Origin of the sequence: Iodobacter sp. CM08, assembly GCF_033446605.1 — a bacterium.
GTDB lineage: Bacteria > Pseudomonadota > Gammaproteobacteria > Burkholderiales > Chitinibacteraceae > Iodobacter.
Map to the genome: position 1 here is coordinate 1 of NZ_JAWQUO010000047.1, position 19755 is coordinate 19755.

The following is a 19755-nucleotide window of genomic DNA, read 5'->3' on the forward strand; positions in this document are numbered from 1 at the left end:
GGGGCGCTGCTTGCTGCGCCCTGTTCAGCGAGGGCGCAGCAAGCAGCGCCCCTACGAGTTAACTCGATTCACGTTGATATTCCCAGCCCAACGACAAAAAATGAGCAAGAGACATAATCAGGTAAGTTGATATGGCTTGGGTGAAATGAGTGATTCAAAAAATGTTTTTTGAATGGCTAAAGACATGTGGTTTTTTGGGGAATTGCGCCCTGTTTCTGCCCGATTTGTAATGTAAACCCCGTTTTATTATCTGCTCGTCTCTTTTGTAAGGAGGCGGGCATTTTTATTGTCTTGAGCTAAGTCTGTGGCCTGAATAAATAGCCATTTTAATGATGTATGAATATTGTAAATAAGGTCATCAATGTAGTTTACATCATGTAGTGCGCTGGATTAACTTACGAAAAATCAAATCCAAACCGCTTTGGAAATTGTGGTTGGGTTTGTTTTTATCGCTTTCAAACCGTTTAAAACAAATAAAACAATGGATTGAAAGCGCTTTTGATCAGGCTTGGCAATATGATTTGCTGTTTTGTAGCTATTTATTGATTTACTACAAGGTGGCTTAGTCGTTTGTCTATTCAGGGAAGAGATGAGATGAAGTTCAAATCAGTAAATCAGTTATTTACACCGGCCCAGTTAGCGCTGGCCGTTTGTGGCTTAGGCTTGGCGAGCAGTGCCATGGCGATGCCGGTGGATTTTCATGGCTATGCACGCAGCGGTATTGGCTCTAATGCCACGGGTGGTGGATCGCAATCTTGTTTTCAGCTGGATGGTGCGGGCTCTAAATATCGTCTGGGTAATGAATGTGAGACTTACGCCGAGTTTGCAGTGGGCGGTAATGTGTTTGAGAAAAAAGAGACCGGCACGCGCTTTAGAGTTGAATCGCGCCTCGCTGTTTCTGCCAAGCAATTTCAGGATTGGGAAAGCGATTCAGGTAAATCTGCCGAGTTTGCTTTCCGTGAAATGTATGTCACGGCCGAAGGCGTCGGTTTGGGCGACAGCAAACTCTGGGTAGGTAAGCGTTTTTATGATCGCCAAGACGTGCATATCAATGATTTTTACTTCTGGGATAACTCCGGCCCTGGCGCTGGGATTGAAAACGTAGACGTGGGTTTTGCTAAATTTGCCTACGCATGGCGTCAGAACACAGTTACTACATCGGACACCAGCATTGAAAATCTAGATCGAAAAATTGGCGTATCCGGCCATGATTTCCGTTTGTCTGGCATTAAAGTTAATCCCAATGGCGAGCTAACCATTGGCCTTGATTTGCGCTTTGCCAATAAAGCCGATAAAGACCAAGGTAAGGCCACTAATGGTTTTGGCTTGAATGTGATGCACACCCAAAACGGCGTATTTGGCGGCTTTAATAAAATCGCCCTGCAATACGCTAAGGGCAATATTTCTAGCTTTGCCTCGGGCTACCCCAATGTAAATGCGGATTCGGGCGATAAAGCTTACCGCGTGGTTGAGCAGCTCATGTGGCAGCCAGAAAATAGCCGTTACTCCGGCATGATGGCAGCGATTTGGCAAAAAACAGATCCGGTGGCGGCAGGCAATGGCCAAACTTGGATGTCGTTCGGCGTGCGCCCAACCTATATGTTTACCGATAATCTGGGCGCGGCTATTGAAGTGGGTTACGACCGTGTGAAGCCAGAAGAAGGCGATGCACGTAATCTAGTAAAAACCACGGCAGCATTTTTAGTGCAGCCGGAGAAAGGCTTTTGGAGCCGTCCGCAATTACGCTTTTTTGCTACCTACGCCAAGTGGGATCAAGCCGCGCAAGATGCCGCTGGCTTAAAAGCGGTAAACAACCCGCTATCGGCCAATGGCCCGTTCGGCAATGATAAAAGCGGCTTCACTTTTGGCGCTCAGGCCGAAGTGTGGTGGTAAGTTGGGCTGGCTCAGTCTTAATTGATATTAGACAACCCAAATCTTGAAACACGGAGGCCACAGAGAACACGGAGTTTCACGGAGAAAAGCGTTTATAAATCTGGTTATTTACTTTGAGTTTTTCAATTTAAAAATATAGATTTTTACCGCTGTCTAATATTAGACAAGGCCTACGTGCTCGGTCTCGAAATAACTTCCTGAAATGGCTCACATAGCGTCATTCCCGAGTGCTTTTGTCGGGAATCCAGTGGCTCTGCTGGATCCCAGATAAAACCATTCTGGGATGACGGGTGTGCTGTGGCAGGAAATGAACTAAGAGCTAAGTTGGCCCAAGTTGTTTAGATGATATTCAGGCTGATTTAGCGTGTTTAACCCCTTTGGGCCATGCCCAGAATTTTAAAATGGATTGAGTCATGCTCAAGACAGATCGTGAATGGTGGCGTGGTGCAGTCATCTATCAAGTTTATCCACGCAGCTTTGCTGATGCCAATGCCGATGGCGTGGGTGATTTGCAGGGCTTGCTCGGCAAATTGCCCTATATCGCCGCGCTGGGGGTGGATGCGGTCTGGATTAGCCCATTTTTTAAATCGCCGATGAAAGATTTTGGCTACGATGTCAGCGATTATTGTCAGGTTGATCCGCTATTTGGCACGCTGGCCGATTTTGATGCCGTGCTGGCCAAAGCGCATCAGTTGGGCTTAAAAGTGATGATCGATCAAGTGCTCTCGCATACCTCGGATCAAAATACATGGTTTGCCGATAGCCGCTTAAGCCGCAAGGGCGACAAAGCCGATTGGTATGTGTGGGCCGATGCTAAGGCCGATGGCTCTGCGCCTAATAATTGGCTATCTGTATTTGGAGGCCCCGCCTGGACGTGGGATACCCGCCGTTGCCAATATTATTTGCATAATTTTTTAAGTAGCCAGCCAGATTTAAATTTCCATTGCCCTGCCGTGCAGGATGCCATTTTAGATGCGATTCGTTTCTGGCTGGCGCGTGGCGTGGATGGTTTCCGTTTTGATGCGTGCAATTTCCATTTTCATGACCGCCAGCTGCGTAATAATCCGCCCGCACAAAGTAAAGATACCAAGACGGTTAGCCCGGATAATCCTTACGGCTTTCAGGCGCATGTGCATGATAAATCCCAGCCAGAAAATATCGCTTTCCTAAAACGCGTGCGGCTGTTGTTGGATGAATACGGCGCAATGAGCGTGGGTGAAGTAGGGGATGACGATAGCCTGAAAGTAATGGCGGAATACACCACCGGCGGCGATAAGCTGAATATGGCGTATAGCTTTAATTTGCTGACTAAAGACTTTAGCGCGGCGTATATCCGCAAGCAAATTGAAGACCTAGAAAAGCGCATTGGGGACGGCTGGGGCTGCTGGTCTATTGGCAATCATGATGTGATGCGCGTGCTAAGCCGCTGGGGTAATAACAGCCAGAACCCACGCTTTTCGCGCAGTATGCTGGCGATGCTGCTGTGTTTCAGAGGCTCGGCCTGCCTGTGGCAAGGTGACGAGCTGGGCCTGCCCGAGGCGGATATCCCCTTTGAGCTATTGCAAGATCCTTACGGCATTGCCATGTGGCCAGAGTTTAAAGGCCGCGATGGCTGCCGCACACCGATGCCCTGGCAGCATGATGCCGCCGCTGCGGGCTTTAGCACTGGCGCGCCTTGGTTGCCGGTGCCTGAATCACACCAGCAGCTGGCCGTCAGCACGCAAGAGCATGACCCTGAATCCACCTTAAACTTTTATCGCCATTTTATTAGCTGGCGTAAGACGCAAGCCGTGCTTTGGCAGGGTGATATTCAGTTTATAGATACCCCAGAGGCGCTACTGGCTTTTAGCCGCAGCCTCAATGGTGAGCGCTGGCTGTGCGTGTTTAATTTATCTGAAAGTAGGCAATCGCTGCCGTGTAAAGACAAGCTCACACTGCTGGCCGATGCGGGCCTGAGTGGCGCAAGTATTAAGTCAGGCGTGATTGAGTTTGATCATTGGGGCGCGCTGATTGCCCGTGTCGAGGCGTAAGGTATGGCTACCGTTTCATTAAAAGGCATTAAAAAAGCGTTTTCTTCGGTGTATACCCTGCACGGCATTGATTTAGAAATCAAAGATGGTGAGTTTATTGTGTTTGTTGGCCCATCAGGCTGCGGCAAATCGACCTTGCTGCGCACTATTGCAGGCTTAGAAGACATCACCGATGGCGAAATGTGTATCGATGGCCAGCGCGTGAACGAGCTGCCACCGGTTAAACGCGGTATTTCTATGGTGTTTCAGAGCTATGCGCTGTATCCACATATGGATGTGTTTGAAAACCTCGCCTTTGGCCTGAAGCTGGCAGGCATGAAAAAAGCCGAATACACGCCGCTGGTAGAGCGGGTGGCCAAAGTGTTGCAAATCGAGCCTTTATTACACCGTAAGCCGCGCGATATGTCCGGCGGGCAGCGGCAGCGAGTGGCCATTGGCCGCGCCATTGTGCAAAAGCCCAAGGTGTTTTTGTTTGATGAGCCGCTGTCTAATCTGGATGCCTCGCTGCGGGTGCAGATGCGGATCGAAATTGCCCGTTTGCACCGCGAGTTGGGTAGCACCATGATTTATGTCACCCACGATCAAACCGAAGCAATGACGCTGGCTGATCGCATTGTGGTGCTGCGTGCTGGGCGGGTAGAGCAGGTGGGTACGCCGATTGAGCTGTATTACCAGCCAGATAATCTGTTTGTAGCGGGTTTTATTGGCTCGCCCAAGATGAACACCTTAAGCGCCAAAATTACCGCCATTGCCGAGGGCAGCGTCACGGTTGCATTAGCCGATGGTAGCCAGATAGCGGTCACGGTGGATACCGCAGGCGCAAACATTGGTGACGAAGTCACACTGGGTGTGCGCCCCGAGCATTTAAAAATTGCAGCCGCAGCGGGCAGTAATGCACTGGCTGGTATTACCTTGGCGCTGGAGCAGCTGGGTGAAGCATCGATGTTGTATTTAGAAGTACCCGGTATGCGGGATACCTTTGTGGCCCGGATGCCTGCGCTATTTAGCTCAAAACAGGGTGAGCGCAGCGTGCTGCACTTTAAGCCAGAGCACGGGTTTTTGTTTAAAGCCGATGGCAGCGCAATGCGCCGTCTTCACCCACTGGCCGAATAATCATTTGGCTTTTTTAAAAATTACAGCTTCTTTTCGCCTTCGCACGGTGTGATTGCGGCGGGGGCTTTGCTCGGTTTTTTTGGAGGGTTTATGAATACAACACGCCGTCAATTTGGCAAGTTTGCCGTTTCTTCCATCGCAGCAGCGATTGCGATCTCCTTTGCTGGCCCCGCTTTTGCTGCGGATAAGCTGGTGATTTGGGTGAATGGCGATAAAGGCTATAAGGGTATCGAGCAGGTGGGGGCAGCGTTTACCAAGGCCACTGGGGTAGAGGTGGTGGTGGAGCATCCCGAAGATGCACCGGCTAAATTTCAGCAAGCGGCCGCTGCGGGCAAAGGTCCGGATATCTGGATTTGGCCCCATGATCGCCTTGGTGAATGGATGACGGCAGGCTTACTTAGCCCAATTACGCCATCTAAAAAAACGCAGGCCGAGATTGATCCGCTGGCTTGGAAAGCCTTTACCGTGAATGGTAAACAGTGGGGCTACCCGATTGCGATTGAAGCATTGGCGCTGATTTACAACAAAGACCTCGTGCCGGTGCCGCCTAAGAGCTTTGATGATGTGATGGCATTGGATAAAAAATTGGCCGCGCAGGGCAAAAAAGCCATTCTGTGGGATTACGGCGAGCCTTATTTTAGCTGGCCCTTGCTGGCAGCGGGCGGCGCGTATGCCTTTAAGCCTAAGGCTGATGGTACTTACGATGCTAAAGATGTGGGCGTCAACAATGCCGGTGCGATTGCGGGCTTAGAAACCATTAATAAAATGATTAAAACCGGCGTGATGCCAAAAAGCGCCACTTACGCCGATATGGAAGCCGGTGTGAATCAAGGCAAAATCGCCATGATGATCAATGGCCCTTGGGCTTGGGATAATCTGAAAAAGAGTAAAATTAACTGGGCGGTTGCACCCATCCCTACCATTAACGGCAAGCCGGGCGCGCCATTTGTGGGCGTATTGGGCGCGATGCTAAATCGCTCATCCAAGAATAAAGAGCTGGCGGTGGAGTTTTTAGAAAACCATATGCTGTCCGTGCAAGGCCTTAAAACCATTAATGCCGATGTGCCTTTGGGTGTACCTGCCAATAAAGTGTTCTTTAACGAGCTGAAATCTGATCCGGCGATCAAAGCCTCGATGGAATCCGCCAAAGCGGGCCAGCCTATGCCAAATATCCCAGAGATGGGCCGCTTCTGGGCTTCATTAAAATCAGCATTGCAAAATGTAACCCAAGGCCGCCAAACCCCTAAGCAGGGCTTGGATGCTGCGGCGGCACGGATTAGCAGTAAGTAGGGCAGTTGCAAGACGCTTTCCTTCGCCTTGGTCGCAAGCTAAACCTTGAACCACAGAGGAGGACACAGAGCTCCACAGAGGAAACCTAAGACATGCCTTTGGATTTTCTCTGTGAAACTCTGTGCTCTCTGTGGTTCGAGATTTTGCGCTCTTGGTCGTTAATCCGATGGCATGAAGTGCCTCTTGTGTAGGTGGCTGAAACCCACCAGATTTTGGTATGTAACAGCATCTAGCAAAACGATAGAAAACGGCGGGTATTACTCGCCCTACGATGATTCGATGTTTGAAATATTTAATAGCAAGGGCGTAGCGGGGTTTTGCGCCGAAGGAAAAGATGATGGGCGGATTGAATATGCGCTGGCTGTTGGCTTCGCTAGGTGCGGTGCTGTTTTTGGCGGGTTTGTGGCTGCTATTGGGCGTTTATCAAGCTGGCCATCCGCTCAGTGCCGTGGGTGGATTGGTGGTGATGGCAGCGAGCGCTTGGGTGTTTTTATCGCCCAAAGCTTACGCCTATCGTTATCTCTATCCGGGCGTGGCGGCTGTGCTGGTGTTTATTGTTTTTCCTGCGGTTTATACGGCAGGGATTGGCTTTACCAATTATAGCTCCACCAATTTATTGAGCTTTGATCGCGTAACGGCTTATATGCTGAGCGAAACCACCTCCGCCGATGGTGCAGGTATGGGGTTTTCTTTACATCAATCTGGCGAGCAATATCGGCTTAAATTAAGTGATGATGCAGGGCAGAGCTGGGTTTCCCCGCTGATTAAATTACAAGACAACAAGCCGCAGCAGCTGCAATTACAAGTGATAGGCATAGAGAATCTGCCGGAAAAAGAATCCATTAAAACGGTGATTGCCAAACAAGCCGCCTTAAAAGCGCTGCGCGTCACCTTGCCTAATCAAAGCCAGCTTTGGCGTTTAAGTAGCCTGAGCCAGTTTTCCCCCACCCAGCTGTTATATCAAAAAAATGCCGATGGCAGCCTACGCAATACCCAAGATGGCAGCCTGATTAAGCCTAATTTTAAAACGGGCTTTTACGAAACGGCGGCGGGGGAGCGCTTAACGCCGGGCTTTAAAGTGAATGTGGGTTTAAGTAACTTCACGCGGATTTTTGCCAGTGATGATTTCCAAGGGCCAATGTTTAAAATCTTTGGCTGGACGGTGTTGTTTGCCTTTTTAACCGTGGTGTTTACCTTTGTGGTGGGCATGGCTTTGGCGGTGGTGCTGAATTGGGAAGCGCTGCGTTTTCGTGGGGTGTACCGCACCTTGCTGTTTTTGCCTTACGCCGTGCCGGGGTTTATTTCTATTTTGGTATTTCGTGGCTTATTTAATGAGAGCTTTGGTGAAATCAATATGGTGCTTAATGGCCTGTTTGGTTTGCGGCCCGCTTGGTTTTCCGACCCGTTTAATGCCAAGGCAATGATTTTAATTGTAAACACTTGGCTGGGTTATCCTTACATTATGCTTTTGTGCTCTGGGCTGATTAAATCCATCCCTAGCGATTTATACGAAGCATCGGCCATCAATGGTGCAGGCCCGCTGACTAATCTATTTAAAATTACCCTGCCGCTGATTTTAAAACCCATGATGCCGCTGTTGATTGCTTCTTTTGCGTTTAATTTTAATAACTTTGTGCTGATTAGCTTGCTGACCGATGGCCGCCCAGATTTTATCGATAGCAAAGTGCCAGCAGGCACTACAGATATCTTGGTTTCTTACACCTATCGCTTGGCATTTCAGGATTCGGGGCAGAATTTTGGCCTAGCTGCGGCCATTTCTACGGTGATTTTTGCGCTGGTGGCGGTGTTGTCCTTGATTAACTTAAAGCTAACCCGCGTCAATCAAGAGGAGAAACGATAATGGCGATGGTGCTGGATCGTTCACATAAATGGCGAGTGCTGGGCGCGCATCTTGCGCTGATCGCCTTTTTGCTGCTGATTTTATTTCCGTTTTTTATGATTATTTCTATCTCGCTGCGGCCAGGAAATTTTGCGGCCGGTAGCTTAATCCCAGACACCATTAGCCTAGAGCACTGGAAGCTGGCGCTGGGCTTTAGCTATTTAGATGGCGATGGTGTGCTGGTTAAGCCGCAATTTCCTGTGCTGCTGTGGTTGTTTAACTCGGTGAAGGTGGCGTTTATTAGCGCGGGGGTGATCTTGCTGCTGTCTACCAGCTGCGCCTATGCTTTTGCTCGGCTTAAATTCCGTGGCCGCGTATTTGGCATGAATGCACTGCTGCTCTTACAGATGTTCCCCGCCGTGCTGTCGTTGGTGGCGATTTATGCCATCTTTGATGAAATTGGCAATTATGTGCCGTGGCTGGGGATTGATACTCACGGCAGCTTAGTGCTGGCTTATGCGGGGGGTATTGCCCTGCATATTTGGACGATTAAAGGCTATTTCGACACCATTCCGGTAGAGATTGAAGAAGCCGCCAGAGTGGATGGTGCAACTGCGTTTCAATCCTTCCGCTACGTGCTGTTGCCGATGGCCGTGCCGATTTTATTTGTGGTGTTTTTACTGGCCTTTATCAGCGGCATTATCGAATACCCCGTGGCATCTGTGCTGCTGCACGAGCAAAACAATATGACGCTGGCGGTTGGCTCCAAACTCTATCTTTATACCCAGAATTACTTATGGGGCGATTTTGCCGCCGCCGCTATTTTATCTGGCCTGCCGATCAGCCTGCTTTTTCTCTTTGCTCAACGCTGGATGGTGTCTGGTTTGACTTCGGGTGGGGTAAAAGGGTAGCGGTGGTGCGCGCCAGCTTTTCTTGCTGCGGCTTTGTTGCCAGCTCAACAATGGCACTAAGCTGAGCCCAAGGCGCGCTTGAGGCGGGAAAATCTTTGCTGGCAATCAGCATGTCGGTGCTTATAGATGGCTCTGGGTATGGTTTGGAGTGGATGGGTGAAATAGAGTTACTTCACCCCTCTATTGCTTAGGCTTGGCTTACGGTATTGCCCGATACTTTCATCTGCACCGTTGCTCCGCCTTTGCGGCTGGCAACTTTAATGCTTTCAGTGCGAATTGCCGGTTTCATCTGGCCATCCATATGGCCATTAACAACGCCAAGGATGGTGGCGCTGGCTAAATCAAAGAGCAAATTAAGCTGTGCATTGCCGCCTACATGGATATGGTTAATGCCGCTTGTGCCTGGGGCCGAGCGGCCATCTGCTGTTTTATTAAAAACCATGCGAACAGCTTGGGCCATTTGAGCGTCGCTGCCTTCAATTTCGGCCACCGCTTGCTGATGCACCTGCCCTAAATATTGCTCAATGGGGCGATGCGGACTTCCCCAGGGTGTATCTACTTTTTGGGCTACCCAGCGGATATTGTCTTCGGTGGCGCGATCTGGGTAGGCAGATCGAATGGCCTCTTCAATTTTTGCTCTGATGGTGTTCTGATGAATTGCACGGCTGGATGCGGCATTTCGACGTAGCCATTCCAGATTGGGGTGATCCTTAAATCTATTATATTGAATCGAAGTAAATGCCATATGGGTAGCTCCAGTAGGTATTTCAATTAAATATAGGGGCAAGCAAGAATGTATTGTTATAAAAGCATATTACTGGAGTGTCTGTCAGGTAATTTATTTATTTATTTTGAAAATAAGGAGGGATTGGCCAGGTGATTTAATTGGCATATTTTTAGTTAACTAAAATAGAGTAGCAAAAAAACAACATTATTGAGTGTATTCATATTTATTAGGATATGCCGCCTTGCTATTTTAAAAACTTACAAATTGGATTGAATCACTGTGTAATTTATCTCCTGAAAGGCGAAGCCTGAATTTATAGAGATCTAAAGGGGTAAGGGCTTTAAGTTATTTAAGTGGGCTGATGTTTTTATGCCATATTGTGTAAATTTCTCTCCATTCATCTTTATTATTGCCTAGGCTGGATGCTATAGCCTGATTGGGATTTATTGCATGGATCAGCTTCACTTTTCGCACGCTAAAGCTTGTCAGCTTTTATATCTGCACCATTTGCAAACTCGGCGTGAGGCTTGGCATGCATTTAGTCAATCGGGAATCGCTTGGTTTATGTATCGGCACGATGGCGAAGGGGTGATTCTTAATCCGCAAACCGGTTTGATTTGGCAAGAAATACATACGCCAAGCGCGCTGGATTTAACACGGGCGCATAGCAAGGTGCGCCAGCTAGAATGGGCCGGTCTGGCCAATTGGCGCTTACCTACACGCACGGAGCTGATTGATATTGTCTACGCACCAGGCTTTCCGCTGCGTGAAGAACACAATTGGTTTGATTGTCCGCTCTGGTTACACGATAAGGGCTGCTTGTATCTGGATCAGCCTGATGAATTTATGGGGCCAGATGGCGTTGCCAACATGATTGCGGTGGATGATACGCTTTGCGCTGATTGGCCGAGCAGCTATCCGCAAGGCTTGTTTGAGCTGGGCTGGAGCTGGCTGGGGGCGTGGACCAGTAATGCGCGCTTTCCTAAATCTAGCAAGTTTGATGCGGCGCTTACGGCGTGGAAAAGATGGCGCTCGCTTGCCTCGGCAGAAAACGATGGTTTTCATGCCCTAGATATTAATGCGACAGATTGGCCAGCGTTATTGCGCAAGCTAGATTACATAAGCACCCGCTTGCCTGATATTGATAGCAGTACTTTTTCTGACGCGGCCAAAGGCTTGTGGGAGCTATGGCCCGTACCCAATATGGCCAGTCATAAAAAAATTGCCCTGATCAATGATGGGCTGATCCGCTCGCGTAACCCAGAGCTGGATATTCGCGACGCCAATGTGGCGATTGATTTTGGTACCAGCAGCACCGTGGTGGCGTTTCGGGAAGGGGCGCAAGACCGTTTGCTACGCATTGGCGAAAGCAATTTATGGGAGCAGCCGCAGGCCAGTGATTATGAAAACCCCACGGTGCTAGAAATCATGGATTGGCAGGCGCTGATGGCGGCGTGGACCTCCGAGGTGTACCGCCCCTTGGTAGATTGGCGAGATATTCATTGCGCCCATGAAGCCCGTGATCATCTGCGCGAAAACCATAGCGATCCAAAACGCATCGCCAGTATTTTTAGCCGTATGAAGCAATGGGCACTGGATGATTTTCCTACGCGGATTAGCGATCAAATCCACCAAGAAGAGCGTATTTTGCCGCCTTTTAATCGCTACCCAGCCAAAAAAGTGGAGGATGTCTATGCGGATTTTAATCCAATAGAGCTGTACGCTTGGTTTTTGGGCATGTTTATTAATTGGCGACAACGTGGGATTTTTCTGCGCTATTACATGACTTTTCCGGTAAGTTTTCCGCATAGCACCAAGGAAAATATCTTAAATGCGTTTCGGCATGGCTTGCAGCGCAGCCTGCCAGAGAGCCTGGTGCATGGCCCCTATCTGGCACAATTTAGAGTAGAAGAGCGCGGCTCCGAGCCCGCCGCCTACGCCGCCTGTGCTCTGAAAGCACTGCAATTGTCACCCGTTGCGCATGGAATGGGGCGGGCGTTTGCGGTATTTGATTTTGGTGGAGGCACCACCGATTTTGATTTTGGCTATTACCGCCTGCCGGATGCCAGCGAGCAGGAAGCAGGTTGGGAAGAAGTGATCGAGCACTTTGGCGCATCGGGGGATAGGATGCTAGGCGGTGAGCAATTGCTGGAAAACCTTGCCTACCTTACTTTTCGGCATAATCTGCCGCAGTGTCGTGCGCATAAAATTGCTTTTTTATTGCCGCAGGATGCAGAAGACTTTGCCGGATCGGATATGTTTTTGGAGAAAACCCGCTCTGCGCTGACCAATAGCATTGTACTGATGGGGCGTTTGCGCTCTTTTTGCGAAACGGGCAATTTAGAAGGCTTGGAGCAGGGCGATGTATGCAAAATGCCGCTGCTGGATCGGGATGGGCAAAAAGTAGAGGTGGCGTTTCAGATTCCGCAGCATGCATTACGGGATTATCTACGTAGCCGGATTGAGCGCGGTGCGATTGCTTTTTTTGCCGCCATGCAAGCCGCATTTAAAAGCCACGGCGGCATGCCCAAAGCGGTGGATGTGTTATTAGCGGGCAATGCCTGCCGCTCGCCTTGGGTGCTAGAGTTGTTTGGCTTGGAGGGCTCACTGATTGGCGCGATTATGGCGTTTGAGCAGCTAGAAATCTCCGTTCACCCGCCATTACTGGCCGACCCAAGCAACCCATGGCGGCCTACCGCCAAAACAGGCGTGGCATTGGGGCTGCTGCGGCTATGCCCTGGAGAAACCCTAAAGGTGATTAATCGTTCTTTATTAAAAGACGACGCGCCATTTTTATTCTCTGTAGGCAAGCTTTTGAATGGCGAGTTTGATCCCTGCCTGCCCGCGCATGGCCCTTATGGCCGGTGGCACGAAGTAGGACGGCCACTAGATGGGGTCTTTAATTTGGCCTATACCCATTCCCCCCGTGCTCGCACCGATCAGCGCATGGACAGGAGCGACCCCGATTTACGCTATAAACGTATCGATTTTCCTGAAAGCAGTGAAGGGCAAAAAGTCTACTCCCGCGCGATTGCCCCCAACCTCATCGAAATTTGCCTTGCGCATGATTTAAGCCATGTTGGCGAGCCAGAGCCGGCTAGCCATTTTTTACAGCTTGCCTTGGCTTAGTGGGCTTGAGTGAATGCGCAGTTTGTTTTGTAAGCACGCATTAGCCCGCTCGAATGCGTGGAATAATCAGCCCTTGATCAAGACTAAAAGCCAGTATTCCGCCAATACAATACATCAGTAAATCGCTTGGGCTAAAAGTATTGCCAATGGCAATAGCGAGTACGCTGCCTTTTTGTAGGCCAAGTAAATCCACTAAATGAATATATTGCAGGCCTTCTACAATAAAGCCAATCAAGCACGCTAATACCGCGCTGATTTTTGGCTGGATGCTATTGGCACGCATTAGGGCATAAATCAGCACAATCACCAAGATATCCCCCACGCTGCCACGGATAAACGCATTGCCAACGATGCCTTTGGCAATAGCTATTTCTGTGAATAAAATAAGTAGGGCAATCAAGTAATAGAGCGGGCGGCTGCGCATGAATTTCTCTTGTTTATGCAATAGCGGGAGGCCGCCAGTATTCATGAATGGATTGGGTTTGTCTGCCTTTTAGCGTGGCGGATTGCCTTAAATACGCATATTTGATTCTTGACTATGAATTAAATGTTAATAGCCGGTGCAAGTACGGGCATTTCAGGTGCTTAGACTTTCTCTCTGATGAAAAGCTTGCTATTTGCCAGCCGCAGTTACTGGCTGCTATCTCGTCAACCACGATATAACTGGCGGTGGCGATGAGGTTTAATAACATCTCTAAAGCTTCAAAGGGGCTGGCCCTATAGGGTGGCTCATTATTTATACAAAGCTGTTGTTTTTTGAAGTGTATTTACCTTCGTGGCATGGGTATTTAACTTGTCTATTACTTTTTATAACTAAGATGAGCGCAATTAAGTTTTATTCTGCGGGGTTTGAATATGGCTGTTTTTGCTCATGTAGTGACGTTTATGCAATTTGTACGCGCTGTAAACCCCCGCTATTCACGGTTTCGCACTAGCTCGCTTGCGCCCTTGGTGGCTGTGTTAAATGATCCGGCAGGCACTACCTTACAGGTGGTGGCCGAAATAGCAGGTATAAGGGGCCTACCCGATGCCGTGTATGTTAATAAAGCGAATAAGTATAAAAAAGCCCTGCATTACTTACAGCGAATGTACCCAGTGCCACGGGCCCAATGGGTGCCGCTGTATGCGCAAAGAGCAAGAGCGGTGCGTTATACCCAAGCAGCCATGCCTTTGGCATTTAATCCATTAGGGCCAGGGATGTATAACCAGACCCATCGCATCCACCCAGTGTGCCAGTGGGAAGGGGCGCCCAATCCTTTGAGTGTTGAGGATTTTATTTACACCACGGCAGGGGCTGTAGGCGTGGTGATGATTCATTTAACCAGCACGCCAAATGGTATTTATGAGCGAGTAGATGGAATGCGGGTGGTCGATCATATGAAATCAGTTTTGACGGCTATCGAGTATCGCAATGGGGGCGTTTGTGCCCTGAATATTGGTGCTGCGCCGCTGTGCCCAGATTTACAGGCAGAATTTAATCTTTGCGCCAATATGCTGGTAATTGAGCCTGGGGCTAGGCATATGGGGGGTGTGCATGCGGCGTTTAATACCTTTGTTACGGGCTTTGCCACCATTGTGGTGATGGGCTTTGATGCAGATATTTGTGTACGGGCTAATTTATTTGGTACGGCGGAGCATGTTGCGGGCTCTGCTGTGGGGGCATCGTCTGTGGCGCCTTTAACAACTCAGGCGGATGTGATTACCTCCCGCGCTATGCTGGTGACGGTGGGGCAGGTTAGTGGCGTGGAGTATGGTTTAATTCAGGGGCTTTAGCTGCTTCTGCTAGAGATAAAAGCAGCTAAACGATTTATGCTTATTTTTTAACCTAAAAAAACCACGAAAGATTCGTGGTTTTTTAGGTTTAGTGATGGGTTTAATATTGCATGCCATCTTCGGGTGATGTGTCAGGTGTTTCGTTGGGTGATCCATTTGGCGCTGTATCAGGAGGCGGCATTCTGCGGCTAGGAGCAGATGCTTGATCAGGGTTTGGATATTCTGGGGAGTCGATTCTCATGTCTGAGGCTGGCGGGGTACGTGCATCAGCGTGCATTTCTGAGGTTTTGTTAAACGCGCTGTAATCAGCCCACTTGGAGATATCTGCCCAAGCAGCAGTAGCTGCAAAGCTGGCAATCATGGATGCAATCAATAGATATTTTTTCATAGAGCACTTCCTTCTGAGTAGAAAATCAATCAATGATTTCTCACTGATACTTCATTAATAGCAAGTGCTGTGCCAGTTTAATATTTTCAATGTATTCAATGACTTATGATTTAATGGTGCTCCGCCCTAGAATTGCTTTGTCTGGGCTGCACGACAGAAAAACGTTGTTTTATATAAGCCATTGATTTGTTTGAAAATAATTTGTAGTTAATGAGCGACGATAATCAAAAGGAAATAAAGCACTATTAATAGAGTCGTCACCGTCTTTTATCTATTTACTGAGTTTCACCCATAAAAAAACCACGAACGCATTCGTGGTTTTTTTATGGGCAGTGAAGCGATTAAACAATACGAGCGCTCGCTGGTGCAGAGGCATCCGTTGTTGCATCAGCACGTAGGCTAGATGGTGCAGAGGCATCCGTTGTTGCATCAGCACGTAGGCTAGATGGTGCAGAGGCATCCGTTGTTGCATCGGCACGCAGGCTAGTTGGAACCGAAGCATCGTTGGCGTCAGCACGCAGGCTAGTTGGAACCGAAGCATCGTTGGCGTCAGCACGCAGGCTAGTTGGAACCGAAGCATCGTTGGCATCGGCACGCAGGCTAGTTGGAACTGAAGCATCGTTGGCATCGGCACGTAGGCTTGTTGGAACTGAAGCATCATTTGCATCGGCACGTAAACCAGCTGGCTCAGAAGCATCGGCTGGGGTAGCACGTAAACCAGCAGGCGCAGAAGCGTCTGTTGAATTAGCCCAAACAGCAGTAGCGGCGCAAGTAGCAAATAGGGCGGCGATGAGAAGATTCTTTTTCATGGTGTGTTTCCTTTGGAGGGTAAGTCTAGATTTAACGATTTCTCGTTGGGCTTGACTACCATGTAGCAAACACCGTGCCAGTTCGTTTATTTGTTTATATTCAATAAGTTAGCGTTTTGGTGCTTCAGTATGGGTGTGATGGATGTCGCTAATTAGCGACGTTAATGCGGTGGCTTTTGTAAGTGATTGATTTATATGGATATATATTGTTGCTAAAACACGACGATTTGGCTTGAGGGCAGCGTATCGCTGGTAATTCAAGGCTTTAAGGGTTAATCCACTAGCAAAAAGCCCATCTAAGGCGGGCTTAGTTGGGCTTTAGGAATTCAGCTGCAGCAGGATTTAGAGCCAAACTTTGTTTACGGTGCAAGACCCGCCTTAAAGGCGGCAGGGGCAAGATCGTGTTTTTGTAGGAGGCGATAAAATTCGGTGCGGTTGCGATCGGCAAGGCGGGCGCAATCACTGACATTGCCTCCGGTAAGGCGTAATAAGCGCTCTAGATAATCACGCTCAAAGAGCCGTTTGGCTTCTGCCAGCGGCTGGATGGCGGCAGCGTCGTTAAGCATGGCTTTTTGTACTTGGGCTAGCGTAATCATGGGGCCGGTAGCTAGCACGCAGCATTGCTCAACCAGATTAGATAGCTGGCGAATATTGCCCGGCCAGTTTGCGGTGCTTAAAAAACTAAGCGCATCGGCGGCAAAGTGGCAATCGGTTTTGGCGTAACGCTCTACTACTTGGGCTAAAAAGTGGCGGGCGAGCAGCGGGATATCTTCGCGCCGCTCGATCAGTGCGGGCAGGGCGAGCGACACCACATTCAGTCGGTAAAATAGATCCTCTCTAAACGAGCCATCTTGCAGTAAGGAAGGTAAATCGCGGTGGGTGGCGGAAAGCACCCGCACATTGACGGGGATGGCACGCCCTGCGCCAACGGGGCGAATTTCGCGCTCTTGCAGCACCCGCAGTAATTTAACTTGTAATGGCAAGGGCATATCGCCAATTTCATCTAAAAAAATTGTCCCGCCATCGGCCTCTACAAATAAGCCATTTTGCTTTTGGCTGGCACCCGTAAATGCGCCTTTTTCATGGCCGAATAATTCGCTTTCTAATAAATTATCGGGAATCGCACCGCAATTTACGGCGATAAAAGGCTTGGCCGCGCGTAAGCTGGCGCGGTGAATCGCTTGGGCCAATACCTCTTTACCGGTGCCACTTTCGCCGCGAATCAGCACGCTGGCATCGGTTACCGCCACTAAGCGCGCTTCGGCGAGTAGCTCGTCCATTACGGGGCTGCAGCTGATAAAGCCTGAGCGCCAATCGTCGGCATCGTGCTTTAGCGGATTGGGTGGGCTACTTAATAGCAGCGCTTGGTTTACTTTATCCAGCAGGGCTTTGCCGTCAAAAGGCTTGATTAAGTAAGCAAACATGCCGTGGCTGATAGCCTCAATCGCATCGGGAACAGTGCCGTGAGCCGTCAGCATAATTACCGGTAAGGCAGGGTAGCGGCGGCGGGCTTCTTCAAATAAGGCCATGCCATCCATGCCGGGCAGCTTCCAATCGCTCAGCATTAAATCGGCGCGTTGTACGGCCAGCGCATTTAAGGCTTCTTCGGCGCTCTCTACCGCGATCACTTCAAAGCCTGCGGCAATCAGCCGGATGGAGACGAGCCGCAAGAGATCTGGATCGTCGTCTACCAGTAAGATTTTAGCGCTCATGGTTTTTTACCTCTCGCTAATAGTTCTTTTTCCATTTCTTTTAAAGCATCTAGCTTGGCGGCCAAATCATTGGCGCGCTTTTGCTGCTCTTTGGTGGCGGCGATTTGCTTATCTAGCAAGCCATTTAGCCGTTTTCGCTCGTTTAATTGGCTGGCTAAAATAAGGGCAAAGCTGCGGTTGGCGGAATCCAGATCTTGCGCAAGCAGGGCATCGAGCTGGCCTTGTACGCGGTTGATATCACTATGGTTATTCATCATTTGCTGCGCTAGATTGAGCAAGCGATCGCTAGCGCAGGTGCTGCCAGTATTTGGGGCGCTGAATTGGCTGAGGCCCGCTGCCAAGCTGCATGCAGGAATATCAGGGCTTGGTGTAGTAGGGGGAGCAGCAGCAGGTACAGGTATTGGGGCGGGTGGTGGGAGGCTGACGCAGGCGCTCAACATAAGCGCTGCAAGAGCCAACGGTTTTAGAGTGAATTTCATGGTTTGCCTTGTGCTAACTGCCAGTGCAAGCGAAAGCATGCACCGCTTGGGCAGGGTATAAGTTCAACATCACCTTGCATTAATTGGGCAAAGCTTCTGGCCATGGTAAGGCCAATGCCCGATCCGGCGCTCTCGCCAGCTGGCGCTGCGCCACAGTGAAAGGGCTCAAAAATAGCTTCTGCATCTTGCTTGGCCACGCCTGGGCCTTGGTCTTCAATTTCTAGCCAGCTTTGTGAGTGATCCCGGCCGTAGCGAATCAGTAGCTCACCCTGTGGCGGGCTAAAGCGGATGGCATTCAGTAGCAGGTTGTCGAGGATAATCCCTAGCTTGGCGTGATCCGCATAGCCAAACGGCTCTTGGCCGGATTGCTTAACGCTTAGCGATTTTTTTTCGAGTAATAAGCGCCACTGCTGTAAGCGCTGGACTAAAAACGTTTTAAGTACTAAGGGGCGGATTTCTAGCTCGGCAGAGAGCCAACGCCCTGCATCGTGGGCCAAGAGTGCATCCACACGCTGGCGTAAGGTGTGAACATTGCTTTGCACCATACTACTGATTTCTTTTTGCTGGCTATTTAAGCTACCCAACACTTCTTCTTGTAATAAAGAGGAGGCCTCATGAATCACCGCAAGTGGGGTTTTTAATTCGTGCGATACATGGCGAAAAAACTGCGCTTTTTGCGCCTCTAGCTGTACCAAGCGTAAATCCAGCTCAGCTAACGATTTGGCTAAGCCTTGCAAATCTGCTGGGCCAGCCATATGCCAGCTTTGGCCACGTTGCCCCTGTGCCAGCAGAGTAATCTGCCGCTTAAGCTGCACGATTGGCCAACTAAACAGTACCGCCATCAAGAGCGCCAAGGTAAGCGCGGCAATCGGCGATAGAACTGCTAGTAGATCGGCCTGCTTTTGCTTACGGCCAACCTGCTCTAGCCACTGCTGGCTTTGCTGGGCTAATTGCTGCTCAATTAAGCGCTTCTGCTCTTTTAACTCTTTATCTAGCTGTGAAAAAAGTTGGTTGAGCTGGGGCTTTTTTAAGCGCGGGCCTGGCTGGTTAAGTAGTTGGTGGATGTTTTCGCTACTTTGCACAATTAAAGGGTTTTTGCTCTGCTGCAACACCTCTTGCACCATAAGCAGCTGGACCTTGGCGCTACGAGCGGCATTTAAAAATGTGTCTTCGGGCAAAATTAATAATTGTCGGCTAGCACGCTCTAAATATAAAGCCTGCTCTTGGCTATGCTGTGCTGCATTCGACCAATCTTTGGCTAAAACCTGCTGCTGTTGCGCCTTAATGGTGAGCTCGGCCAAATCATAGCGAAGCTGCACCAAAGCCGCCGAAGGCATCAACGCCACTAAGGCAAAGCCAATCATCAGCAGGGTACGGAAGGAAAAATAGCGCAGCATGGGTCAGCAATAGAGCAAGAAAGAAGGGCTATCCTCCTTGGTAAAGCCCGCCAAATCAAAGTAATAAATTGGCGGGCTTAGTTTGGCAACAATACCCAGCGCAAACTGATCTTGAATTCACCAAGGGACGGGGCTCAGCAATATGCATAAATGTGGTGGCTATTAGCATGGGAGAGCAGCTTATTTCCACATAAAATAAGTCACTAAGGTGGCGAGTGGTTTTGCGTTTTAGGTTGAAAAAAGGGAAAGAGATTATTGATCTAA

General features: G+C 49.4%; 15 protein-coding genes. 8 read left to right on the forward strand and 7 right to left on the reverse strand.

The window, feature by feature from the left end; all coding sequences use genetic code 11:
- Positions 1 to 594: 594 nt before the first annotated feature.
- The 6 genes from R6242_RS19555 (at position 595) to malG (ending at position 9077) form a co-directional block, all read left to right on the forward strand.
- Entirely contained in the window at positions 595 to 1893 is a 1299-nt protein-coding gene (locus tag R6242_RS19555; RefSeq protein WP_318430117.1) for a carbohydrate porin, read from the forward strand.
- Positions 1894 to 2306: 413 nt separating this feature from the next.
- Positions 2307 to 3923, forward strand: a complete 1617-nt coding sequence (locus R6242_RS19560; RefSeq protein WP_318430119.1) for an alpha-glucosidase — start codon at positions 2307 to 2309, stop codon at positions 3921 to 3923.
- A gap of 3 nt (positions 3924 to 3926) precedes the next feature.
- Positions 3927 to 5036: a sn-glycerol-3-phosphate ABC transporter ATP-binding protein UgpC gene (locus R6242_RS19565; RefSeq protein ID WP_318430121.1), complete on the forward strand. Its 1110-nt coding sequence runs from the start codon at positions 3927 to 3929 to the stop codon at positions 5034 to 5036.
- 90 nt (positions 5037 to 5126) lie between these two features.
- The gene (gene malE / locus R6242_RS19570) at positions 5127 to 6326 is read left to right on the forward strand and encodes a maltose/maltodextrin ABC transporter substrate-binding protein MalE (protein WP_318430123.1); all 1200 of its coding nucleotides are present in this window, start codon (positions 5127 to 5129) and stop codon (positions 6324 to 6326) included.
- Between the two features lie 334 nt (positions 6327 to 6660).
- The gene (gene malF / locus R6242_RS19575; protein ID WP_318430125.1) at positions 6661 to 8187 is read left to right on the forward strand and encodes a maltose ABC transporter permease MalF; all 1527 of its coding nucleotides are present in this window, start codon (positions 6661 to 6663) and stop codon (positions 8185 to 8187) included.
- On the forward strand, positions 8187 to 9077 hold the full coding sequence (gene malG / locus R6242_RS19580; protein ID WP_318430127.1) for a maltose ABC transporter permease MalG: 891 nt from the start codon (positions 8187 to 8189) through the stop codon (positions 9075 to 9077). Before malF ends, malG begins: the two co-directional genes overlap by 1 nt.
- 187 nt (positions 9078 to 9264) lie before the next feature.
- On the opposite strand, the gene R6242_RS19585 is transcribed toward malG, so the two are convergent.
- Positions 9265 to 9822 carry a hypothetical protein gene (locus R6242_RS19585; protein ID WP_318430129.1) on the reverse strand — a complete coding sequence of 186 codons (558 nt, stop codon included), beginning with the start codon at positions 9820 to 9822 and terminating at the stop codon, positions 9265 to 9267.
- Positions 9823 to 10254: 432 nt separating this feature from the next.
- On the opposite strand from R6242_RS19585, the gene R6242_RS19590 reads away from it, so the two are divergent.
- The gene (locus R6242_RS19590) at positions 10255 to 12933 is read left to right on the forward strand and encodes a hypothetical protein (protein WP_318430131.1); all 2679 of its coding nucleotides are present in this window, start codon (positions 10255 to 10257) and stop codon (positions 12931 to 12933) included.
- 40 nt (positions 12934 to 12973) lie between these two features.
- On the opposite strand, the gene R6242_RS19595 is transcribed toward R6242_RS19590, so the two are convergent.
- On the reverse strand, positions 12974 to 13357 hold the full coding sequence (locus R6242_RS19595; RefSeq protein WP_318430133.1) for a DUF2809 domain-containing protein: 384 nt from the start codon (positions 13355 to 13357) through the stop codon (positions 12974 to 12976).
- Between the two features lie 431 nt (positions 13358 to 13788).
- Here R6242_RS19595 and R6242_RS19600 point away from each other — a divergent pair, with 431 nt between their 5' ends.
- Complete coding sequence (locus R6242_RS19600; RefSeq protein WP_318430135.1) at positions 13789 to 14706, forward strand: hypothetical protein; 918 nt, start codon at positions 13789 to 13791, stop codon at positions 14704 to 14706.
- Positions 14707 to 14806: 100 nt separating this feature from the next.
- Here the strand turns inward: R6242_RS19600 and R6242_RS19605 are convergent, their stop codons facing one another.
- From R6242_RS19605 to R6242_RS19625, 5 genes are all read right to left on the reverse strand, one after another.
- Entirely contained in the window at positions 14807 to 15094 is a 288-nt protein-coding gene (locus R6242_RS19605) for a hypothetical protein (RefSeq protein ID WP_318430137.1), read from the reverse strand.
- 341 nt (positions 15095 to 15435) lie between these two features.
- On the reverse strand, positions 15436 to 15903 hold the full coding sequence (locus tag R6242_RS19610; protein ID WP_318430139.1) for a hypothetical protein: 468 nt from the start codon (positions 15901 to 15903) through the stop codon (positions 15436 to 15438).
- A gap of 359 nt (positions 15904 to 16262) precedes the next feature.
- The gene (locus R6242_RS19615; protein WP_318430141.1) at positions 16263 to 17615 is read right to left on the reverse strand and encodes a sigma 54-interacting transcriptional regulator; all 1353 of its coding nucleotides are present in this window, start codon (positions 17613 to 17615) and stop codon (positions 16263 to 16265) included.
- Complete coding sequence (locus R6242_RS19620; RefSeq protein WP_293935608.1) at positions 17612 to 18094, reverse strand: hypothetical protein; 483 nt, start codon at positions 18092 to 18094, stop codon at positions 17612 to 17614. The genes R6242_RS19615 and R6242_RS19620 overlap by 4 nt, the downstream gene beginning before the upstream one ends.
- On the reverse strand, positions 18091 to 19491 hold the full coding sequence (locus tag R6242_RS19625) for a HAMP domain-containing sensor histidine kinase (protein ID WP_318430144.1): 1401 nt from the start codon (positions 19489 to 19491) through the stop codon (positions 18091 to 18093). Before R6242_RS19625 ends, R6242_RS19620 begins: the two co-directional genes overlap by 4 nt.
- Positions 19492 to 19755 lie beyond the last annotated feature (264 nt).

What these genes read in the sequence shown, in the direction of transcription:
- malG (WP_318430127.1), top strand. Translation starts at nt 8,187, where the DNA reads ATGGCGATGGTGCTGGATCGTTCACATAAATGGCGAGTGCTGGGCGCG.
- R6242_RS19615 (WP_318430141.1), bottom strand. Translation starts at nt 17,615, where the DNA reads ATGAGCGCTAAAATCTTACTGGTAGACGACGATCCAGATCTCTTGCGG.
- R6242_RS19565 (WP_318430121.1), top strand. Translation starts at nt 3,927, where the DNA reads ATGGCTACCGTTTCATTAAAAGGCATTAAAAAAGCGTTTTCTTCGGTG.
- R6242_RS19560 (WP_318430119.1), top strand. Translation starts at nt 2,307, where the DNA reads ATGCTCAAGACAGATCGTGAATGGTGGCGTGGTGCAGTCATCTATCAA.
- R6242_RS19620 (WP_293935608.1), bottom strand. Translation starts at nt 18,094, where the DNA reads ATGAAATTCACTCTAAAACCGTTGGCTCTTGCAGCGCTTATGTTGAGC.
- R6242_RS19590 (WP_318430131.1), top strand. Translation starts at nt 10,255, where the DNA reads ATGGATCAGCTTCACTTTTCGCACGCTAAAGCTTGTCAGCTTTTATAT.
- R6242_RS19595 (WP_318430133.1), bottom strand. Translation starts at nt 13,357, where the DNA reads ATGCGCAGCCGCCCGCTCTATTACTTGATTGCCCTACTTATTTTATTC.
- R6242_RS19610 (WP_318430139.1), bottom strand. Translation starts at nt 15,903, where the DNA reads ATGAAAAAGAATCTTCTCATCGCCGCCCTATTTGCTACTTGCGCCGCT.
- malE (WP_318430123.1), top strand. Translation starts at nt 5,127, where the DNA reads ATGAATACAACACGCCGTCAATTTGGCAAGTTTGCCGTTTCTTCCATC.
- R6242_RS19555 (WP_318430117.1), top strand. Translation starts at nt 595, where the DNA reads ATGAAGTTCAAATCAGTAAATCAGTTATTTACACCGGCCCAGTTAGCG.
- malF (WP_318430125.1), top strand. Translation starts at nt 6,661, where the DNA reads ATGATGGGCGGATTGAATATGCGCTGGCTGTTGGCTTCGCTAGGTGCG.
- R6242_RS19585 (WP_318430129.1), bottom strand. Translation starts at nt 9,822, where the DNA reads ATGGCATTTACTTCGATTCAATATAATAGATTTAAGGATCACCCCAAT.
- R6242_RS19600 (WP_318430135.1), top strand. Translation starts at nt 13,789, where the DNA reads ATGGCTGTTTTTGCTCATGTAGTGACGTTTATGCAATTTGTACGCGCT.
- R6242_RS19625 (WP_318430144.1), bottom strand. Translation starts at nt 19,491, where the DNA reads ATGCTGCGCTATTTTTCCTTCCGTACCCTGCTGATGATTGGCTTTGCC.
- R6242_RS19605 (WP_318430137.1), bottom strand. Translation starts at nt 15,094, where the DNA reads ATGAAAAAATATCTATTGATTGCATCCATGATTGCCAGCTTTGCAGCT.